Genomic DNA, 14,820 nt, shown 5'->3' on the forward strand with positions numbered 1-14,820 from the left:
GACGCGGTTGGCGGGAGGCTCTAAGGTGGGACTGTCCGACAATCAGGGGTGGGCGTGCCAGCGATGAAACGGCAAAAAGAGGCGACGCAATGGCCATTACGGCCCTACTGCATCAGGTGCCTAACCAAAATCTCATGACCACCACAACCAAAAGTGGGAGCGGGCTTGCTCGCGAAGGCGCTGTGTCAGTCAACACTTTGAATAACTGATAGACCGCATTCGCGAGCAAGCCCGCTCCCACAGGGATAGTGGCCGACTTTCAGACTGCGCTTGCTGGGGACAGCGGTGTTGCAATCTCGGATGCCATCTCATGATCACCTCAATCAAATGTGGGAGCGGGCTTGCTCGCGAAGGCGATGCATCAGTCAACACTTTGGGTAACTGATAGACCGCATTCGCGAGCAAGCCCGCTCCCACAGGGGATGGTGGCCGGCTTTCAGACTGCGCTTGCTGGGGACAGCGGTTTTGCAATCTCGGATGCCATCTCATGACCACCACAACCAAAAGTGGGAGCGGGCTTGCTCGCGAAGGCGCTGTGTCAGTCAACACTTTGAATAACTGATAGACCGCATTCGCGAGCAAGCCCGCTCCCACAGGGGATGGTGGCTGGGCTTAAGACTGTGCTTGCAGGGGGAAGCCGTTGCGCAATCTTGTGATGATCGCCCTTCCCACGCCGACACTGGGTTTTTCCAGCAATCGGTAGCTGACGCTGGCTAGCAGCAGCGTTGCCAGCACGTAGCAGAGGAAGACGCCCGGGTTGAATTGCGCCTGAAGAACCGTCGCGTGCGCTGCCCACTCCAGAAAAAACGGGTGCATCAGATACACCGAATAACTGATCGTGCCCAGATACGTCAGGCTCTTGAAGTGACGGCGGAAAAACAAGGTCATAGCCAGCGCAAACGCCATCCCCGCCAGATAGCTGACCAGGTAGGCGTAGGGATTTTCGTTGTGCCCATAGTCGGCGTTGTAGGCCAACAGGCAAATCACCGGCAGCAATACCACGAACAACGCCAGCCAGACTGCGACGAATTGGCGAAGGGAAGCGGTGCCCGCACCGAGGCTGACATCTCGCCAGAGGCTGCCAAAAAACATGATCGACAGGCACAGCGGCAGCGCCACCGGGATCTTTTTCGCCAGATAGAACCGGGCTGCTGCAAAGATCAGTGCCACGATCAGCAAACCAATGGCCGCGCCAAATCGCACGCCGGCCTTGCGCAAAAGCCCCACGCTGAACAGCGCCGCGCAGGCCATGTAAAAGAACATCTCAATGATCAGCGTCCAGTAAACCCCAAACAGATCCGGGGTTTTCAGAAGCGCCTGAAACATCGTCATGTTAATCAGCACGGTCGAGACCGGCACCGGCGTCGACAAAAACCAATACGAACTCAACACCGCCAGCGCAATGGAAAACCAGTACGCCGGGTACAACCGGAATAACCGCGAAACGGCGAACGCCGCCAGCGCATGCCGACCTTCTTTCAGGCTGTAGGGAATGACCATTCCGCTGAGCAGAAAGAAGATCACCACGCCCACCTGTCCGAGGTTCACGTAGGTAAAGAAAAACGTGTCCTTGAGCGGCGTTCTTTCGATGAAGTGCGCAGCCACGACCAACAATGCCGCGATGCCTCGCAGGGCATCCAGATGCGTCAGACGATTGGACGTGGTCATGCGTTGTTCCCGTAAATGTGCGAGGCGCTACAAACTACCGACGGCCCCGACAACCTACAAGATTTAAGTCAACGCCTGGCGCACCTGCTTCTCCAGTTCGATTTTCAGACCGGGCTCCAGCTTCAACTGCCGCGCCAGTTCATCCAGATAGCTCTTCTCCATGAAGTTCTCTTCGTCCACCAGCATCACACTGGCGATGTACATCTCGGCGGCCATTTCCGGCGTACTCGCGGCGCGGGCGACGTCGGTGGGATCCAGAGGTTTGTTGAGTTCAGCATGCAGCCAGTGTTGCAGCTCCTGATCGTTGTCGAGTTTGGTGAATTCACCTTCGATCAACTGACGCTCGCGATCATCGATGTGGCCGTCAGCCTTGGCGGCGGCGACCAGTGCTTTGAGAATCGCCTGACTGTGTTGCTCGACTTGCGCCGCTGGCAGACGGTCGATCGTCTGCGGTTCAGTTTGTGGCGCGATGCCTTTCTGCGCGTTGTAGTTGCCGTAGGCCTTGTAAGCCAGCACACCCAGCGCCGCGAGGCCGCCATAAATCGCGACTTTGCCGCCGACCTTGCGCACTTTTTTGTTACCGAGCAGCAGGCCCATTGCGCCAGCCGCCAGCGCTCCGCCGCCCGCGCCTGACAACAGGCCGCCGAGGCCACCGGAGCCAGATGCGCCACCGAGCAAGCCGCCCAAGCCTCCACCGGAGGATTTGTTCTGCGAACCACCGGCCTTGTTCTGCAACAGATCCTGGCCGGACTTGAGTAGTTGATCGAGCAATCCACGGGTGTTCATGTTCCGCCTCCAAAACAGGGGTTATCCGGATCTATAAGGCCTCCAGCCTAGTTCGAAAGTGCCCGTGACCGGCCTGCGAGTGTGCTTCCAGATGTTGCTCGCTGCCCGCAGGCCTTCGTGAAAATAGATATACACTCAGATCCATCTATAAAAACCGCCCACCGGGTATTCCCGTCATGATGACCCTGCGTCAGATTCGTCACTTTATCGCTGTGGCCGAGACCGGCTCGATCTCCGCCGCCGCGCAAACCGCGTTCATTTCCCAGTCGACCCTGACGTTAGCGATCCAGCAACTGGAAGAAGAAATCGGTGTCAGCCTGTTCAGCCGTCACGCCAAAGGCATGACGCTTACGCACCAAGGTCATCAATTCCTACGTCAGGCGCACCTGATTCTTGCGACTGTGGACAACGCCAAACGCAGCCTGCAACAGAGCACCGACCAAGTTGCCGGGCAGTTGATCGTCGGCGTGACCAGTCTGGTCGCCGGTTATTACCTCGCGGATCTGCTCACCCGTTTTCAGCGCGCCTATCCCAACGTCGAGATCCGCGTGATGGAAGACGAGCGCCCGTATATCGAACATTTGCTGGTCAGCGGCGAGATCGATGTCGGCGTGTTGATCCTCTCCAACCTCGAAGATCGCCACGCCTTGCAGACCGAAGTGTTGACTCACTCGCCGCACCGTTTGTGGCTCCCGGCCCAGCATCCACTGCTCGAACACGACAGCATCAACCTCGCCGATGTCGCCCGCGAGCCGTTGATTCAACTCAACGTCGATGAAATGGATCGTAATGCCCAACGCCTATGGCGCGGCGCCGGCCTGCAACCAAAAATCACCCTGAGAACCGCATCGACGGAGGCTGTGCGAAGTCTGGTCGCCGCCGGTTTGGGCGTATCGATCCAGCCAGACATGACCTATCGCCCTTGGTCACTCGAAGGCGACATCATCGAAGCAAGACCGATTGCCGACTTGAATCAAACCCTTGACGTCGGCTTGGCCTGGCGCCGTGGCACCGCGCGCCCCGCTCTCGTCGATCCATTTCTCACTGTGGCCCGCGAACAGCCCCACGGTGGGCGCAAGCCATCTATTTAATCGAATGCTGCCTTCAGTATTTAGAATTTGTCGACCTCGGAGCCGCGCACTAGTCTTGCTGCATCTATAAGACGGTCGGCTCCCGATATCAGGGAGCAACAATGGCCACACAAGAAAAGAGAACGCGGAAAATGGCTGGCGCGCAAACCCCAATGTGTACCGCGTTGTTGATCGATGGCGAATTGGTCGCCGGGGAAGGTTTTGTCGAGCCGATTCTCAATCCGGCCACCGGTGAAATCCTCACCCACATCGCCGAGGCCAGCACCGAGCAAGTCGAAGCCGCCATCCTCGCCGCCCACCGCGCCTTCGCCGAATGGTCGCGCACCACGCCGCAGCAACGTTCGAATCTGTTGCTCGACATCGCCAACGCCGTCGAAAAACACGCCGACCACCTCGCCCGCCTCGAATCGCTGAACTGCGGCAAGCCGTTGCACCTGGCACGTCAGGATGATTTGACCGCGACCGTCGATGTGTTCCGTTTCTTCGCCGGCGCCGTGCGTTGCCAGACCGGTCAGCTCAGCGGCGAATACCTGCCGGGCTACACCAGCATGGTGCGCCGCGATCCGATTGGCGTGGTCGCCTCGATTGCGCCGTGGAATTACCCGATCATGATGGCCGCGTGGAAAATCGCCCCGGCCCTCGCCGCCGGCAACACGCTGGTGTTCAAACCCTCCGAACACACACCGCTGTCGATCCTCGCCCTGGCGCCAGCGCTGGCCGAAATCCTCCCGCGCGGGGTGATCAACATCATCTGCGGTGGCGGCGAAGGCGTCGGCAGCCATTTGGTCGGCCACGCGAAAGTGCGCATGGTCTCGCTGACCGGCGATATCGTCACCGGGCAGAAAATCCTCCAGGCCGCCGCGAAAACCCTGAAACGCACGCACCTCGAACTCGGCGGCAAAGCCCCGGTGATCGTCTGCAACGACGCCGACATTCAGGCTGTGGTCGAAGGCGTGCGCACTTATGGTTACTACAACGCCGGCCAAGACTGCACCGCCGCCTGCCGGATCTACGCGCAGGCCGGGATTCACGACAAATTGGTCGCCGAACTTGGCGCCGCCGTCAGCAGCCTGCGCTTCGCCGGCAAACGTGATGCAGACAACGAGATTGGCCCGCTGATCAGCACCCGCCAGCGCGACCGCGTCGCCAGTTTCGTCGAACGCGCCCTCGGTCAGCCGCACATCGAACGCGTGACCGGTGCAGCGGTGCATTCCGGCGCCGGTTTCTACTATCAACCGACCCTACTCGCCGGTTGCAAACAGACTGACGAAATCGTCCAGCGCGAAGTATTCGGCCCGGTGGTCACCGTGACTCGCTTCGACGAGCTCGCGCAGGCCGTCGACTGGGCCAACGACTCCGAATACGGCCTCGCCTCGTCGGTGTGGACACAGAATCTGGACAAAGCGATGCAGGTCGCCGCGCGCTTGCAGTACGGCTGCACGTGGATCAATAGCCATTTCATGCTCGTCAGTGAGATGCCCCACGGCGGGCTGAAACGCTCCGGTTACGGCAAAGACTTATCCAGTGATTCGCTGCAGGACTACAGCGTAGTGCGGCACATTATGGCCCGCCACGGCCAGCATCTCTGACTACGCTAATAACAAGCCGCCAACGGCATGCTTCACCGCGTTCACAACTGCCCCGACCATAATTTAAAGAAGAGGGTTCAACCATGTTCGTGCACAAGACCGCACTGCTCAGTGCAATCACCACGGCCCTGCTGGCCAGCGCCAGCCTGCAAGCCGCCGAGCCGTTGAAGGCCGTCGGCGCCGGCGAAGGTCAGCTGGATATCGTTGCGTGGCCGGGTTACATCGAACGTGGCGAGAGCGACAAGGCCTACGACTGGGTGACCGGTTTCGAGCAGGAAACCGGCTGCAAGGTCAACGTGAAGACAGCGGCCACCTCGGACGAAATGGTCAGCCTGATGGCCAAGGGCGGTTACGACCTGGTCACCGCGTCGGGCGATGCGTCGCTGCGATTGATCGTCGGCAAGCGTGTGCAACCAATCAACACTGCGTTGATCCCGAACTGGAACACCCTCGATCCGCGCCTCAAAGACGCGCCGTGGTACGTGGTCAACAACCAGACTTACGGCACCCCGTACCAGTGGGGCCCGAACGTGTTGATGTACAACACCAACGTGTTCAAGACCGCGCCGACCAGTTGGAACGTGGTGTTCGCCGCGCAGGATCTTCCCGACGGCAAGCCGAACAAGGGCCGCGTGCAGGCCTATGACGGCCCGATCTATATCGCCGATGCGGCGCTTTATTTGAAGTCGACGAAGCCAGAACTGGGCATCAAAGACCCGTATCAACTCACCGAAGATCAATACAAAGCCGTGCTCGATCTGTTGCGCGCGCAGCAGCCGCTGATCCACCGCTACTGGCATGACACCACGGTGCAGATGAGCGACTTCAAAAACGAAGGCGTGGTGGCATCGAGTGCCTGGCCGTATCAGGTCAACGGTTTGATGAACGAGAAGCAGCCGATCGCGTCGACCATTCCGAAAGAAGGCGCCACGGGTTGGGCTGATACCACCATGTTGCACGCAGAGGCCAAGCACCCGAACTGCGCGTACAAGTGGATGGACTGGTCGCTGAAACCGAAAGTCCAGGGTGATGTGGCGGCATGGTTTGGTTCGTTGCCAGCCGTTCCGGCGGCGTGCAAGGAGAGTGAGTTGCTTGGCGCTGAAGGTTGCAAGACCAACGGTTTCGACCAGTTCGACAAGATCGCCTTCTGGAAAACCCCGCAGGCTGAAGGTGGCAAGTTTGTGCCGTATAGCCGCTGGACGCAGGACTACATCGCGATAATGGGCGGCCGTTAGCTCTCGACAACGACGCGGTCTGCTCCCTTTCCCCCCTCGCCCCCTTGGGGGAGAGGGCTGGGGTGAGGGGGTAGCTTTTGACTTTGCTCTTGATCTCAGAGCAATGGCCGAAACCGCCACCCTCACCCCCCGCCCTCTCCCGGAGGGAGAGGGAGCTAAAAGCAATCTCAGCGCCCTGCACACCTACTGTAGGAGCTGCCGCAGGCTGCGATCTTTTCGACGCACACACGACTTTTTTGAAAGCCCGCTTTACCGGAGCACCGCACCATGACGCTTGCAGTCCAGTTCACCAACGTTTCCCGGCAGTTCGGCGACGTAAAAGCCGTTGACCGGGTTTCCATCGATATCGAGGACGGCGAGTTCTTTTCCATGCTCGGCCCTTCCGGCTCGGGCAAAACCACCTGCCTGCGCCTGATCGCCGGGTTCGAACAACCGAGTGCCGGTTCGATCCGCATTCACGGCGCTGAAGCAGCCGGTCTGCCGCCGTATCAACGCGACGTCAACACGGTGTTTCAGGATTACGCGCTGTTCCCGCACATGAACGTCCTCGACAACGTCGCCTACGGTTTGAAGGTCAAAGGCGTCGGCAAAAACGAGCGGCACAAACGCGCCGAAGAAGCCTTGGACATGGTCGCCCTCGGCGGTTACGGCGCACGTAAACCGGTGCAGTTATCCGGCGGTCAGCGCCAGCGCGTAGCCCTCGCCCGCGCCTTGGTCAATCGCCCGCGCGTGCTGTTGCTGGATGAGCCGTTGGGCGCGCTCGATCTGAAACTGCGCGAACAAATGCAAAGCGAATTGAAGAAGCTGCAACGCCAGCTCGGCATCACTTTCATCTTCGTCACCCACGATCAAACCGAAGCGCTGTCGATGTCCGACCGCGTCGCCGTGTTCAACAAGGGCCGCATCGAACAGGTCGACACGCCGCGCAATCTGTACATGAAACCGACCACCACATTTGTCGCTGAATTCGTCGGCACTTCGAACGTGATTCGTGGCGATCTGGCCCGTGAAATAAGCGGTCATCCGCAGCCATTTTCGATCCGCCCCGAACACGTGCGTTTCGCCGAAGGCCCGCTGGCCAGTCACGAAATCGAAGTCAGCGGCCTGCTCCACGACATCCAGTACCAGGGCAGCGCCACGCGCTATGAATTGAAGCTGGAAAACGGCCAGACCCTGAGCATCAGCCACGCCAACAATCAGTGGATCGACAGCAGCGCACAACACCAGACCGGCCAGCGCCTGAGCGCGCGTTGGGCGCGGGAAGCGATGATTCCGCTGCATGACACCGTGGCGAGCGGGGTTTGATATGAGCACGCTCGCGATGACTGCATCGCCGCCGTTGCGCCGGTTTTCCAACCTGCTCTACCGCAAGCCGAACCTGTATCTGTCGATGCTGCTGGTGCCGCCGCTGCTGTGGTTTGGCGCGATTTATCTCGGCTCGCTGCTGGTGCTGTTGTGGCAGGGTTTCTACACCTTCGACGACTTCACCATGGCGGTCACGCCTGACCTGACCCTGGCGAATTTCGCCGCGCTGTTTCAGCCATCGAACTTCGACATCATCCTGCGCACGCTGAGCATGGCCATCGTCGTGTCGATCGCCAGCGCCATCGTCGCGTTCCCGATTGCCTACTACATGGCGCGCTACACCACCGGCAAGACCAAGGCGTTTTTCTACATCGCGGTGATGATGCCGATGTGGGCCAGTTACATCGTCAAGGCCTATGCGTGGACGTTGCTGCTGGCCAAGGGCGGCGTGGCGCAGTGGTTTGTGCAGCACTTGGGATTAGAGCCGGTTTTGCAGTTCATCTTGGGGATTCCCGGGGTGGGCGGCAGCACCTTGTCGACCTCGCATCTGGGGCGATTCATGGTGTTTGTTTATATCTGGCTGCCGTTCATGATCCTGCCGATTCAGGCGTCGCTGGAACGTCTGCCGCCGTCGCTGCTGCAGGCCTCCGCTGACCTTGGTGCGAAGCCGCGTCAGACCTTTATGCAGGTGATTTTGCCGCTGTCGATTCCGGGCATTGCCGCCGGTTCGATCTTCACGTTTTCGCTGACCTTGGGCGACTTCATCGTGCCGCAACTGGTCGGGCCGCCGGGGTATTTCGTCGGCAGCATGGTGTACGCGCAGCAAGGTGCGATCGGCAATATGCCAATGGCGGCGGCGTTCACGCTGGTGCCGATTGTGTTGATCGCGGTTTACCTGTCCATCGTCAAACGACTGGGGGCTTTCGATGCGCTCTGATTCTTCATCACAAGGGCATGCCTCTCTAGGCCTGAAAATCGCAGCGTGGGGCGGGTTGGTGTTTTTGCACTTTCCGATCCTGATCATCTTCCTGTACGCCTTCAACACCGAGGAAGCCGCGTTCAGCTTTCCGCCGAAGGGCTTCACGCTGCACTGGTTCAGCGTGGCGTTTTCGCGGCCGGATGTTCTGGAGTCGATCAAGCTCTCACTGCAGATCGCAGCCATCGCCACGTTGATTGCGATGGTGCTCGGCACGCTCGCATCGGCAGCGTTGTATCGGCGGGATTTCTTCGGCAAACAGGGCATTTCGCTGATGCTGATCTTGCCGATTGCGTTGCCGGGGATCATCACCGGGATCGCGCTGCTGGCGACTTTCAAGACGCTGGGGATCGAGCCGGGGATGTTCACCATCATCGTCGGCCACGCGACCTTCTGCGTGGTGATCGTCTACAACAACGTCATCGCCCGCCTGCGCCGCACTTCGCACAGTTTGATCGAGGCCTCGATGGACCTCGGCGCCGATGGCTGGCAGACCTTTCGCTACATCATCCTGCCGAACCTTGGCTCGGCTTTACTGGCGGGCGGCATGTTGGCATTTGCGCTGTCGTTTGACGAAATCATCGTCACCACATTTACCGCCGGACATGAGCGCACGTTGCCATTGTGGCTGCTCAATCAGTTGAGTCGCCCTCGGGATGTGCCGGTGACCAACGTCGTCGCGATGCTGGTGATGATGGTGACGATGCTGCCGATCCTCGGCGCGTACTACCTGACACGGGGTGGCGAAAGCGTCGCCGGCAGCGGCGGTAAATAACCGAATAACCACAAACCCAACCGCGTGTAGGAGCTGCCGATGGTTGCGATCTTTTGATCTTGATCTTCAAAGCAACATCAAAAGATCGCAGCCTTCGGCAGCTCCTACAGGGGTTCGGTTTCGGCAGAACAATAAAGAGGACAACAGACATGCAAACCAAACTCTTGATCAACGGCCAACTGGTCAACGGCGAAGGCCCGGCGCAACCGGTGCTCAATCCTTCGCGTGGCGAAGTCCTGGTAGAAATCAACGAAGCCACTGAAGCCCAGGTCGATGCCGCCGTACGCGCCGCCGACAACGCCTTCGCCGACTGGTCGCAAACCGCGCCGAAAGACCGCTCGCTGCTGCTGCTCAAACTCGCCGACGCTATCGAAGCCCACGGCGAAGAGCTGGCCAAACTCGAATCCGATAACTGCGGCAAACCCTACAACGCCGCGCTCAACGACGAGATTCCGGCGATTGCCGATGTGTTCCGTTTCTTCGCCGGCGCCAGCCGTTGCATGAGCGGTTCGGCCGGTGGCGAATACCTGCCCGGCCACACCTCGATGATCCGTCGCGACCCGGTCGGCGTCATTGCCTCCATTGCGCCGTGGAACTACCCGCTGATGATGGTCGCCTGGAAAATCGCCCCGGCGCTGGCCGCCGGTAATACCGTGGTGCTCAAGCCGTCGGAACAAACCCCGCTGACCGCGTTGCGCCTGGCCGAACTGGCGTCGGAAATCTTCCCGGCCGGTGTACTCAATCTGGTGTTTGGTCGTGGGCCTACCGTTGGTAGTCCGTTGGTTACCCATCCGAAAGTGCGCATGGTTTCGCTGACCGGCTCCATCGCTACGGGCGCCAATATCATTTCCAGCACCGCCGACAGCGTTAAACGCATGCACATGGAACTCGGCGGCAAGGCGCCAGTGATCATCTTCGACGACGCCGATATCGATGCGGCGGTGGAAGGCATTCGCACGTTTGGTTTCTACAACGCCGGGCAGGATTGCACGGCCGCCTGCCGGATCTATGCGCAGCAAGGCATCTACGACAAGTTTGTCGAGAAGCTCGGCGCGGCGGTCAGCAGCATCAAGTACGGCTTGCAGGATGATCCGTCGACTGAACTGGGGCCGTTGATCACTGCACAGCATCGCGACCGTGTTGCCGGGTTTGTCGAGCGTGCTGTGGCGCAGTCGCACATTCGTTTGATCACTGGTGGCAAGGCTGTCGAAGGCAATGGTTTCTTCTTCGAGCCGACCGTGTTGGCCGATGCGCAGCAGGACGACGAGATCGTTCGCCGCGAAGTCTTTGGCCCGGTGGTCTCGGTGACCAAATTCACCGATGAAGCGCAGGCGCTGGAATGGGCCAACGATTCGGACTACGGCCTCGCCTCCTCGGTGTGGACAGCGGATGTAGGACGCGCGCATCGCATCTCGGCGCGCTTGCAGTACGGCTGCACGTGGGTGAACACGCACTTCATGCTCGTCAGCGAAATGCCCCATGGCGGTCAGAAATTGTCCGGTTACGGGAAGGACATGTCCATGTATGGGCTGGAGGACTACACCACGGTTCGGCATGTGATGTTCAAGCACTAAAGATCAAAAGCTTCGCGAGCAAGCCCGCTCCCACAGGGGAATGCATTCCAAATGTGGGAGCGGGCTTGCTCGCGAAGGCGTCACCCCGGTTTCAGGAAGGAAACCGGCAATTACGCACCACCAGGAAACCAAAACAACAACTACCGACCCGGGCGGCGCCCACAAAGCCCCGCCACGGCCTCGGCCATCCGAAATCTGCCGATTTCACGGAGCAAAACACACATGAGTTCCTCACCCGATCTCGCCACAGCCGTTGCCGACAGCGATGCCGAGCAACTGCGCAAACTGGGCTACACCTCGAACTTCAACCGCAGCATGAGCCTGTGGGAAAACTTCGCCTTGGGCTTCACTTATCTGTCACCGGTCGTAGGGGTTTATACCCTCTTCGGCCTGTGCCTTGCCGCTGGCGGCCCACCGATGTTCTGGGCCTACTTGCTGGTTGGTTGCGGCCAATTGCTGGTGTGCCTGATCTTCGGCGAAGTGGTTTCGCAGTTCCCGATCTCCGGCGGCGTTTACCCTTGGGCACGCCGATTGGTCGGTAAAAAATGGGCATGGATGGTCGGCTGGATTTACTCCATCGCCCTATGCGTGACCATCGCTGCCGTTGCGGTCGGCGCTGGCCCGTACCTGGCCGCCATGCTCGGTTTCGAGCCAAGCAACAACACCAACATCGTCATCGCCCTGGTGCTGACCCTGTTCGCCACACTGGTCAACCTCAGCGGCACCAAAGTGCTGGCGCGCATCGCCATGTTCGGTTTCCTCTGCGAACTGGTCGGCGCGGTGATCGTCGGTGTTTACTTGTTGGTGTTCGAACGCCATCAACCGCTCAGCGTGCTGTTCAACACCTTCGACATCAGCGTCGACGGCTCGTACTTGCCGGCGTTCCTCACCGCATCGCTGGCGGGGATGTTCCTCTACTACGGTTTCGAGGCCTGCGGCGACGTCGCCGAAGAAACCCCGAACCCGAGCGCGAAAATCCCGGTGGCCATGCGCATGACCATCTACATCGGCGGCATCGCGGCGATGTTCGCCTGCCTGGCGCTGATCCTCGCCGTGCCGGACATGCAAGCGGTGATCAACGGCACCGACAAAGACCCGGTCACCACCATCCTCAACAATGCCTTCGGCCCGGTCGGTTCGAAAGTAGTGATGGGCGTGGTGATGATTTCCTTCATCTCCTGCGTCATCAGCCTACAAGCAGCGGCGAGCCGTCTGCTGTACTCCTACGCTCGCGATGAAATGGTCATCGGCAGCCGACTGCTGAAAAAGATTTCTCCTACAACCCAAGTACCGGTTGCCGCACTGTTCGTATCCGGCGTCCTGCCGGCCCTGATCATCGCCCTCGGTTTCTTCCTGCAAGACGCCGTGGCCACCATCGTCAGCTTCGCCGCCATCGGCATCTACCTCGCGTTCCAGATGATCGTGCTGGCCGCGCTGTACGCCCGCAGCAAAGGCTGGAAACCGAGCGGCAAATTTACCCTCGGCGCATGGGGCTGGCCGGTGAACATCGGCGCGCTGGTGTACGGCGTTGGCGCAATCATCAACATGGCCTGGCCACGTACGCCGGATGCGGCGTGGTATGTGAACTATGCGATGGTGTTGAGCACAGCGATCGTGATTGGCTTGGGGCTGGTTTATATGTGGATTGGCAAACCGTATGACCATGGCAAGGCGCCGGCTGGGGATGCGTGGAAGGTGAGTCGCTAAGAGCGTTTGATCCCGGCACCGACAAGGTGCCGGGGTTCAGGCAAGCCGTGAAACGTCATCAAAAAGAGAGCTCCGCCTGATCGTGCTTCAACAGGGAAATACGGTCGAACAGTTTGATTTTTTCATTGGCTTTTTGCTTGGCGTGATCGGACATGAATGCAATCAATTCTTCGAGCTGACTGACGTCTCCGACCACTTTGAACTCCTTTTCCTTGTTGACGAAAACAAGCGACTTCTTCTTTCTCGACAACAGTTCAATGACGTTATTGAGCGTACCGGTGCTCTTTGCGTCCCAGATCATCAAACCGTAGTCAGCTGCCTCGGCCATGACAACGTCTTTCTCGGTGAAGAAGGCTCTCGACCCCTTGGAATGCTTGGAGTCGACTGTTCTGGCGGGCCACTGTCCAAGGTTATTCCTCGGAGCAGAACCGCTGCAGAACACTGTGGTTTTGGATCGTTTGAGACTCAGCAGGTACTCCTGAATGGAGGTATCGGCGCCACCTGCATCCCCAACCACCACCTCAAAATCTGACGCGACGATATTTTTGATGCGCTCTTTAACCTTCGGATCAAGGTTCTTGATGTTGATAGAGCCAGCAATAAATACAGTGGTCATTGAGTTCACTTCCAAGTTAGCGCTGCGACGTAAATTTTCCCTACTTTCGGATATTTACGCAGAACAGCGCAGGCCGCGTCCATCGACGCTCCGCTATCAAACAAATCATCTACAACCAAAACATTCCAGCGCCCATCGGTGGTGATTTCATCATTGACGCTGAAACTGTCTCCAATCGCGGCAACCTTTTCGGCTTTGGAATGTAAATCCTTGAGCGACTTTCCCGTGGCAGCTTTTCGAAGCAAATCCGAGAAAACCGGCCGACCGATAATTCGTCCCAACGCCAAGGCAACCTCAGTTACCGGTTGTCGCTGACGAATATTTGAAGCAGGCATAGGCACTACAAACCCGACCTGATCCAGTTTTGGGAACACATTTGTCGCTACTGCCTGAGCAAGTGGGCTGACCTGAGTCCAGTCCTTCTGGTATTTGAGCTGGTAGGTCGCCTCGCCAATCTCAGTGCGCTGATTATCGAAGCATGGGTGTCCGCGGTCATCGTTGCCAAGAAAGGTACTACTTACCATGTGTTTGTCCAGCACCCAGCCCTGATCCCAAGGGCCGTTGATCTGCTTGAGAGACACCTTCATTGAAATCTCCTTTATTCGTAACAATCCTTTGAGCCCTGAAACCAAGGGCCGAGCATCTGCAGCGATGCGCAAGATTCAAACAAATAACGGAAAAAACAGCTGTTAGGGGTGAACTCGCTGGCGCCAACGCAAAAACAGGCATTTCCTACAGAGACGACCCTTAGAGATGGATCCCTTTTCCTACAGAAGGTATCGACAGAGCCGACTTGGTGTCATACATGATCAACAGTTAGGCTTCTTCTCACCAGTCAACGGCCCGAATGAAAAAACCTGTGGCGAGGGAGCTTGCTCCCGCTTGGTCGCATAGCGGCCCCTCTTGAAAAAGCAGGGTACTGCTGCGCGGTTCAGCGGGAGCAAGCTCCCTCGCCACAGGGCTACTCGCAGGTTGATTGATCTGGCCACCGTAAAAGCCAAATGGCTTTCACGGTGCCCACCCCAGCGTTAAAACCGCGAAACACTCCGCATCGCATCCACCAGATACCGCATCGCGATCCGGTCACTTTCCGAAAGCTCGCGATAGCGCTCCACCAGTTTCAGTTCCTCAGAGCTCAACCGGCGCCTTCTGCGCCCGCTGCCCAGGCAGGGGAAGATGCCCAGCATGTCGGTGATGCCTTGTATTTTTGCCATGGACGATGTCCTTCTCTAGTACTGCAAAGAATTGCTTAAACACCACATCGCCCTGCCCCTTACAGCAGCGCCGTGTGCCCTGCCGGCCAAATGGATCGCGCCGGCCATGCCCATAGAATAGAAATAAATTCGCCGCTGAAAAGCGGTTTTTAGAGTAATTAGTCAAGAAAAGCAGATATGCCGTGTAAATCAGAACGTCCTGTCAGATTTTTAACCGACATGTCTTGTTTCATTGACACACTGGCGCAGTGAATCAACGAATTTTGCATTGCGAGCGAACCGTT

At 58.5% G+C, this 14,820-nt stretch carries 13 protein-coding genes; 8 read left to right on the forward strand and 5 right to left on the reverse strand.

The features are described from left to right. Nucleotides 1–612: 612 nt before the first annotated feature. Complete coding sequence (locus KFS80_RS03390; protein ID WP_159813806.1) at nt 613–1,668, reverse strand: acyltransferase family protein; 1,056 nt, start codon at nt 1,666–1,668, stop codon at nt 613–615. Between the two features lie 63 nt (nt 1,669–1,731). Continuing rightward, on the reverse strand, nt 1,732–2,454 hold the full coding sequence (locus KFS80_RS03395; RefSeq protein WP_212543980.1) for a tellurite resistance TerB family protein: 723 nt from the start codon (nt 2,452–2,454) through the stop codon (nt 1,732–1,734). A gap of 176 nt (nt 2,455–2,630) precedes the next feature. Here KFS80_RS03395 and KFS80_RS03400 point away from each other — a divergent pair, with 176 nt between their 5' ends. From KFS80_RS03400 to KFS80_RS03435, 8 genes are all read left to right on the forward strand, one after another. After that, complete coding sequence (locus KFS80_RS03400) at nt 2,631–3,545, forward strand: LysR family transcriptional regulator (RefSeq protein ID WP_007967749.1); 915 nt, start codon at nt 2,631–2,633, stop codon at nt 3,543–3,545. A gap of 131 nt (nt 3,546–3,676) precedes the next feature. Next, nucleotides 3,677–5,134 carry a gamma-aminobutyraldehyde dehydrogenase gene (locus KFS80_RS03405; protein ID WP_212544199.1) on the forward strand — a complete coding sequence of 486 codons (1,458 nt, stop codon included), beginning with the start codon at nt 3,677–3,679 and terminating at the stop codon, nt 5,132–5,134. 83 nt (nt 5,135–5,217) lie between these two features. Further along, on the forward strand, nt 5,218–6,369 hold the full coding sequence (ydcS, locus tag KFS80_RS03410; protein ID WP_158829609.1) for a putative ABC transporter substrate-binding protein YdcS: 1,152 nt from the start codon (nt 5,218–5,220) through the stop codon (nt 6,367–6,369). A 267-nt stretch (nt 6,370–6,636) separates the two neighbouring features. Beyond that, the gene (locus KFS80_RS03415; protein WP_212543981.1) at nt 6,637–7,674 is read left to right on the forward strand and encodes an ABC transporter ATP-binding protein; all 1,038 of its coding nucleotides are present in this window, start codon (nt 6,637–6,639) and stop codon (nt 7,672–7,674) included. Between the two features lie 16 nt (nt 7,675–7,690). Beyond that, nucleotides 7,691–8,611, forward strand: a complete 921-nt coding sequence (locus KFS80_RS03420; protein ID WP_007908947.1) for an ABC transporter permease — start codon at nt 7,691–7,693, stop codon at nt 8,609–8,611. Beyond that, the gene (locus KFS80_RS03425) at nt 8,601–9,425 is read left to right on the forward strand and encodes an ABC transporter permease (RefSeq protein ID WP_016986393.1); all 825 of its coding nucleotides are present in this window, start codon (nt 8,601–8,603) and stop codon (nt 9,423–9,425) included. The genes KFS80_RS03420 and KFS80_RS03425 overlap by 11 nt, the downstream gene beginning before the upstream one ends. 149 nt (nt 9,426–9,574) lie before the next feature. After that, nucleotides 9,575–10,999, forward strand: a complete 1,425-nt coding sequence (locus tag KFS80_RS03430) for a gamma-aminobutyraldehyde dehydrogenase (RefSeq protein WP_212543982.1) — start codon at nt 9,575–9,577, stop codon at nt 10,997–10,999. Nucleotides 11,000–11,221: 222 nt separating this feature from the next. After that, nucleotides 11,222–12,706, forward strand: a complete 1,485-nt coding sequence (locus KFS80_RS03435; protein WP_007908950.1) for an APC family permease — start codon at nt 11,222–11,224, stop codon at nt 12,704–12,706. 58 nt (nt 12,707–12,764) lie between these two features. Here the strand turns inward: KFS80_RS03435 and KFS80_RS03440 are convergent, their stop codons facing one another. From KFS80_RS03440 to KFS80_RS03450, 3 genes are all read right to left on the reverse strand, one after another. Beyond that, nucleotides 12,765–13,322 carry a hypothetical protein gene (locus tag KFS80_RS03440; RefSeq protein ID WP_212543983.1) on the reverse strand — a complete coding sequence of 186 codons (558 nt, stop codon included), beginning with the start codon at nt 13,320–13,322 and terminating at the stop codon, nt 12,765–12,767. 5 nt (nt 13,323–13,327) lie between these two features. Beyond that, on the reverse strand, nt 13,328–13,909 hold the full coding sequence (locus KFS80_RS03445; protein ID WP_212543984.1) for a ComF family protein: 582 nt from the start codon (nt 13,907–13,909) through the stop codon (nt 13,328–13,330). Between the two features lie 441 nt (nt 13,910–14,350). Next, nucleotides 14,351–14,536: a hypothetical protein gene (locus tag KFS80_RS03450; protein ID WP_008081608.1), complete on the reverse strand. Its 186-nt coding sequence runs from the start codon at nt 14,534–14,536 to the stop codon at nt 14,351–14,353. Nucleotides 14,537–14,820 lie beyond the last annotated feature (284 nt).

This window comes from Pseudomonas rustica, assembly GCF_018336155.1.
Lineage (GTDB): Bacteria > Pseudomonadota > Gammaproteobacteria > Pseudomonadales > Pseudomonadaceae > Aquipseudomonas > Aquipseudomonas rustica.

What these genes read in the sequence shown, in the direction of transcription:
- KFS80_RS03395 (WP_212543980.1), bottom strand. Translation starts at nt 2,454, where the DNA reads ATGAACACCCGTGGATTGCTCGATCAACTACTCAAGTCCGGCCAGGAT.
- KFS80_RS03420 (WP_007908947.1), top strand. Translation starts at nt 7,691, where the DNA reads ATGACTGCATCGCCGCCGTTGCGCCGGTTTTCCAACCTGCTCTACCGC.
- KFS80_RS03440 (WP_212543983.1), bottom strand. Translation starts at nt 13,322, where the DNA reads ATGACCACTGTATTTATTGCTGGCTCTATCAACATCAAGAACCTTGAT.
- KFS80_RS03415 (WP_212543981.1), top strand. Translation starts at nt 6,637, where the DNA reads ATGACGCTTGCAGTCCAGTTCACCAACGTTTCCCGGCAGTTCGGCGAC.
- KFS80_RS03405 (WP_212544199.1), top strand. Translation starts at nt 3,677, where the DNA reads ATGGCTGGCGCGCAAACCCCAATGTGTACCGCGTTGTTGATCGATGGC.
- KFS80_RS03435 (WP_007908950.1), top strand. Translation starts at nt 11,222, where the DNA reads ATGAGTTCCTCACCCGATCTCGCCACAGCCGTTGCCGACAGCGATGCC.
- KFS80_RS03425 (WP_016986393.1), top strand. Translation starts at nt 8,601, where the DNA reads ATGCGCTCTGATTCTTCATCACAAGGGCATGCCTCTCTAGGCCTGAAA.
- KFS80_RS03430 (WP_212543982.1), top strand. Translation starts at nt 9,575, where the DNA reads ATGCAAACCAAACTCTTGATCAACGGCCAACTGGTCAACGGCGAAGGC.
- KFS80_RS03445 (WP_212543984.1), bottom strand. Translation starts at nt 13,909, where the DNA reads ATGAAGGTGTCTCTCAAGCAGATCAACGGCCCTTGGGATCAGGGCTGG.
- ydcS (WP_158829609.1), top strand. Translation starts at nt 5,218, where the DNA reads ATGTTCGTGCACAAGACCGCACTGCTCAGTGCAATCACCACGGCCCTG.
- KFS80_RS03390 (WP_159813806.1), bottom strand. Translation starts at nt 1,668, where the DNA reads ATGACCACGTCCAATCGTCTGACGCATCTGGATGCCCTGCGAGGCATC.
- KFS80_RS03400 (WP_007967749.1), top strand. Translation starts at nt 2,631, where the DNA reads ATGATGACCCTGCGTCAGATTCGTCACTTTATCGCTGTGGCCGAGACC.
- KFS80_RS03450 (WP_008081608.1), bottom strand. Translation starts at nt 14,536, where the DNA reads ATGGCAAAAATACAAGGCATCACCGACATGCTGGGCATCTTCCCCTGC.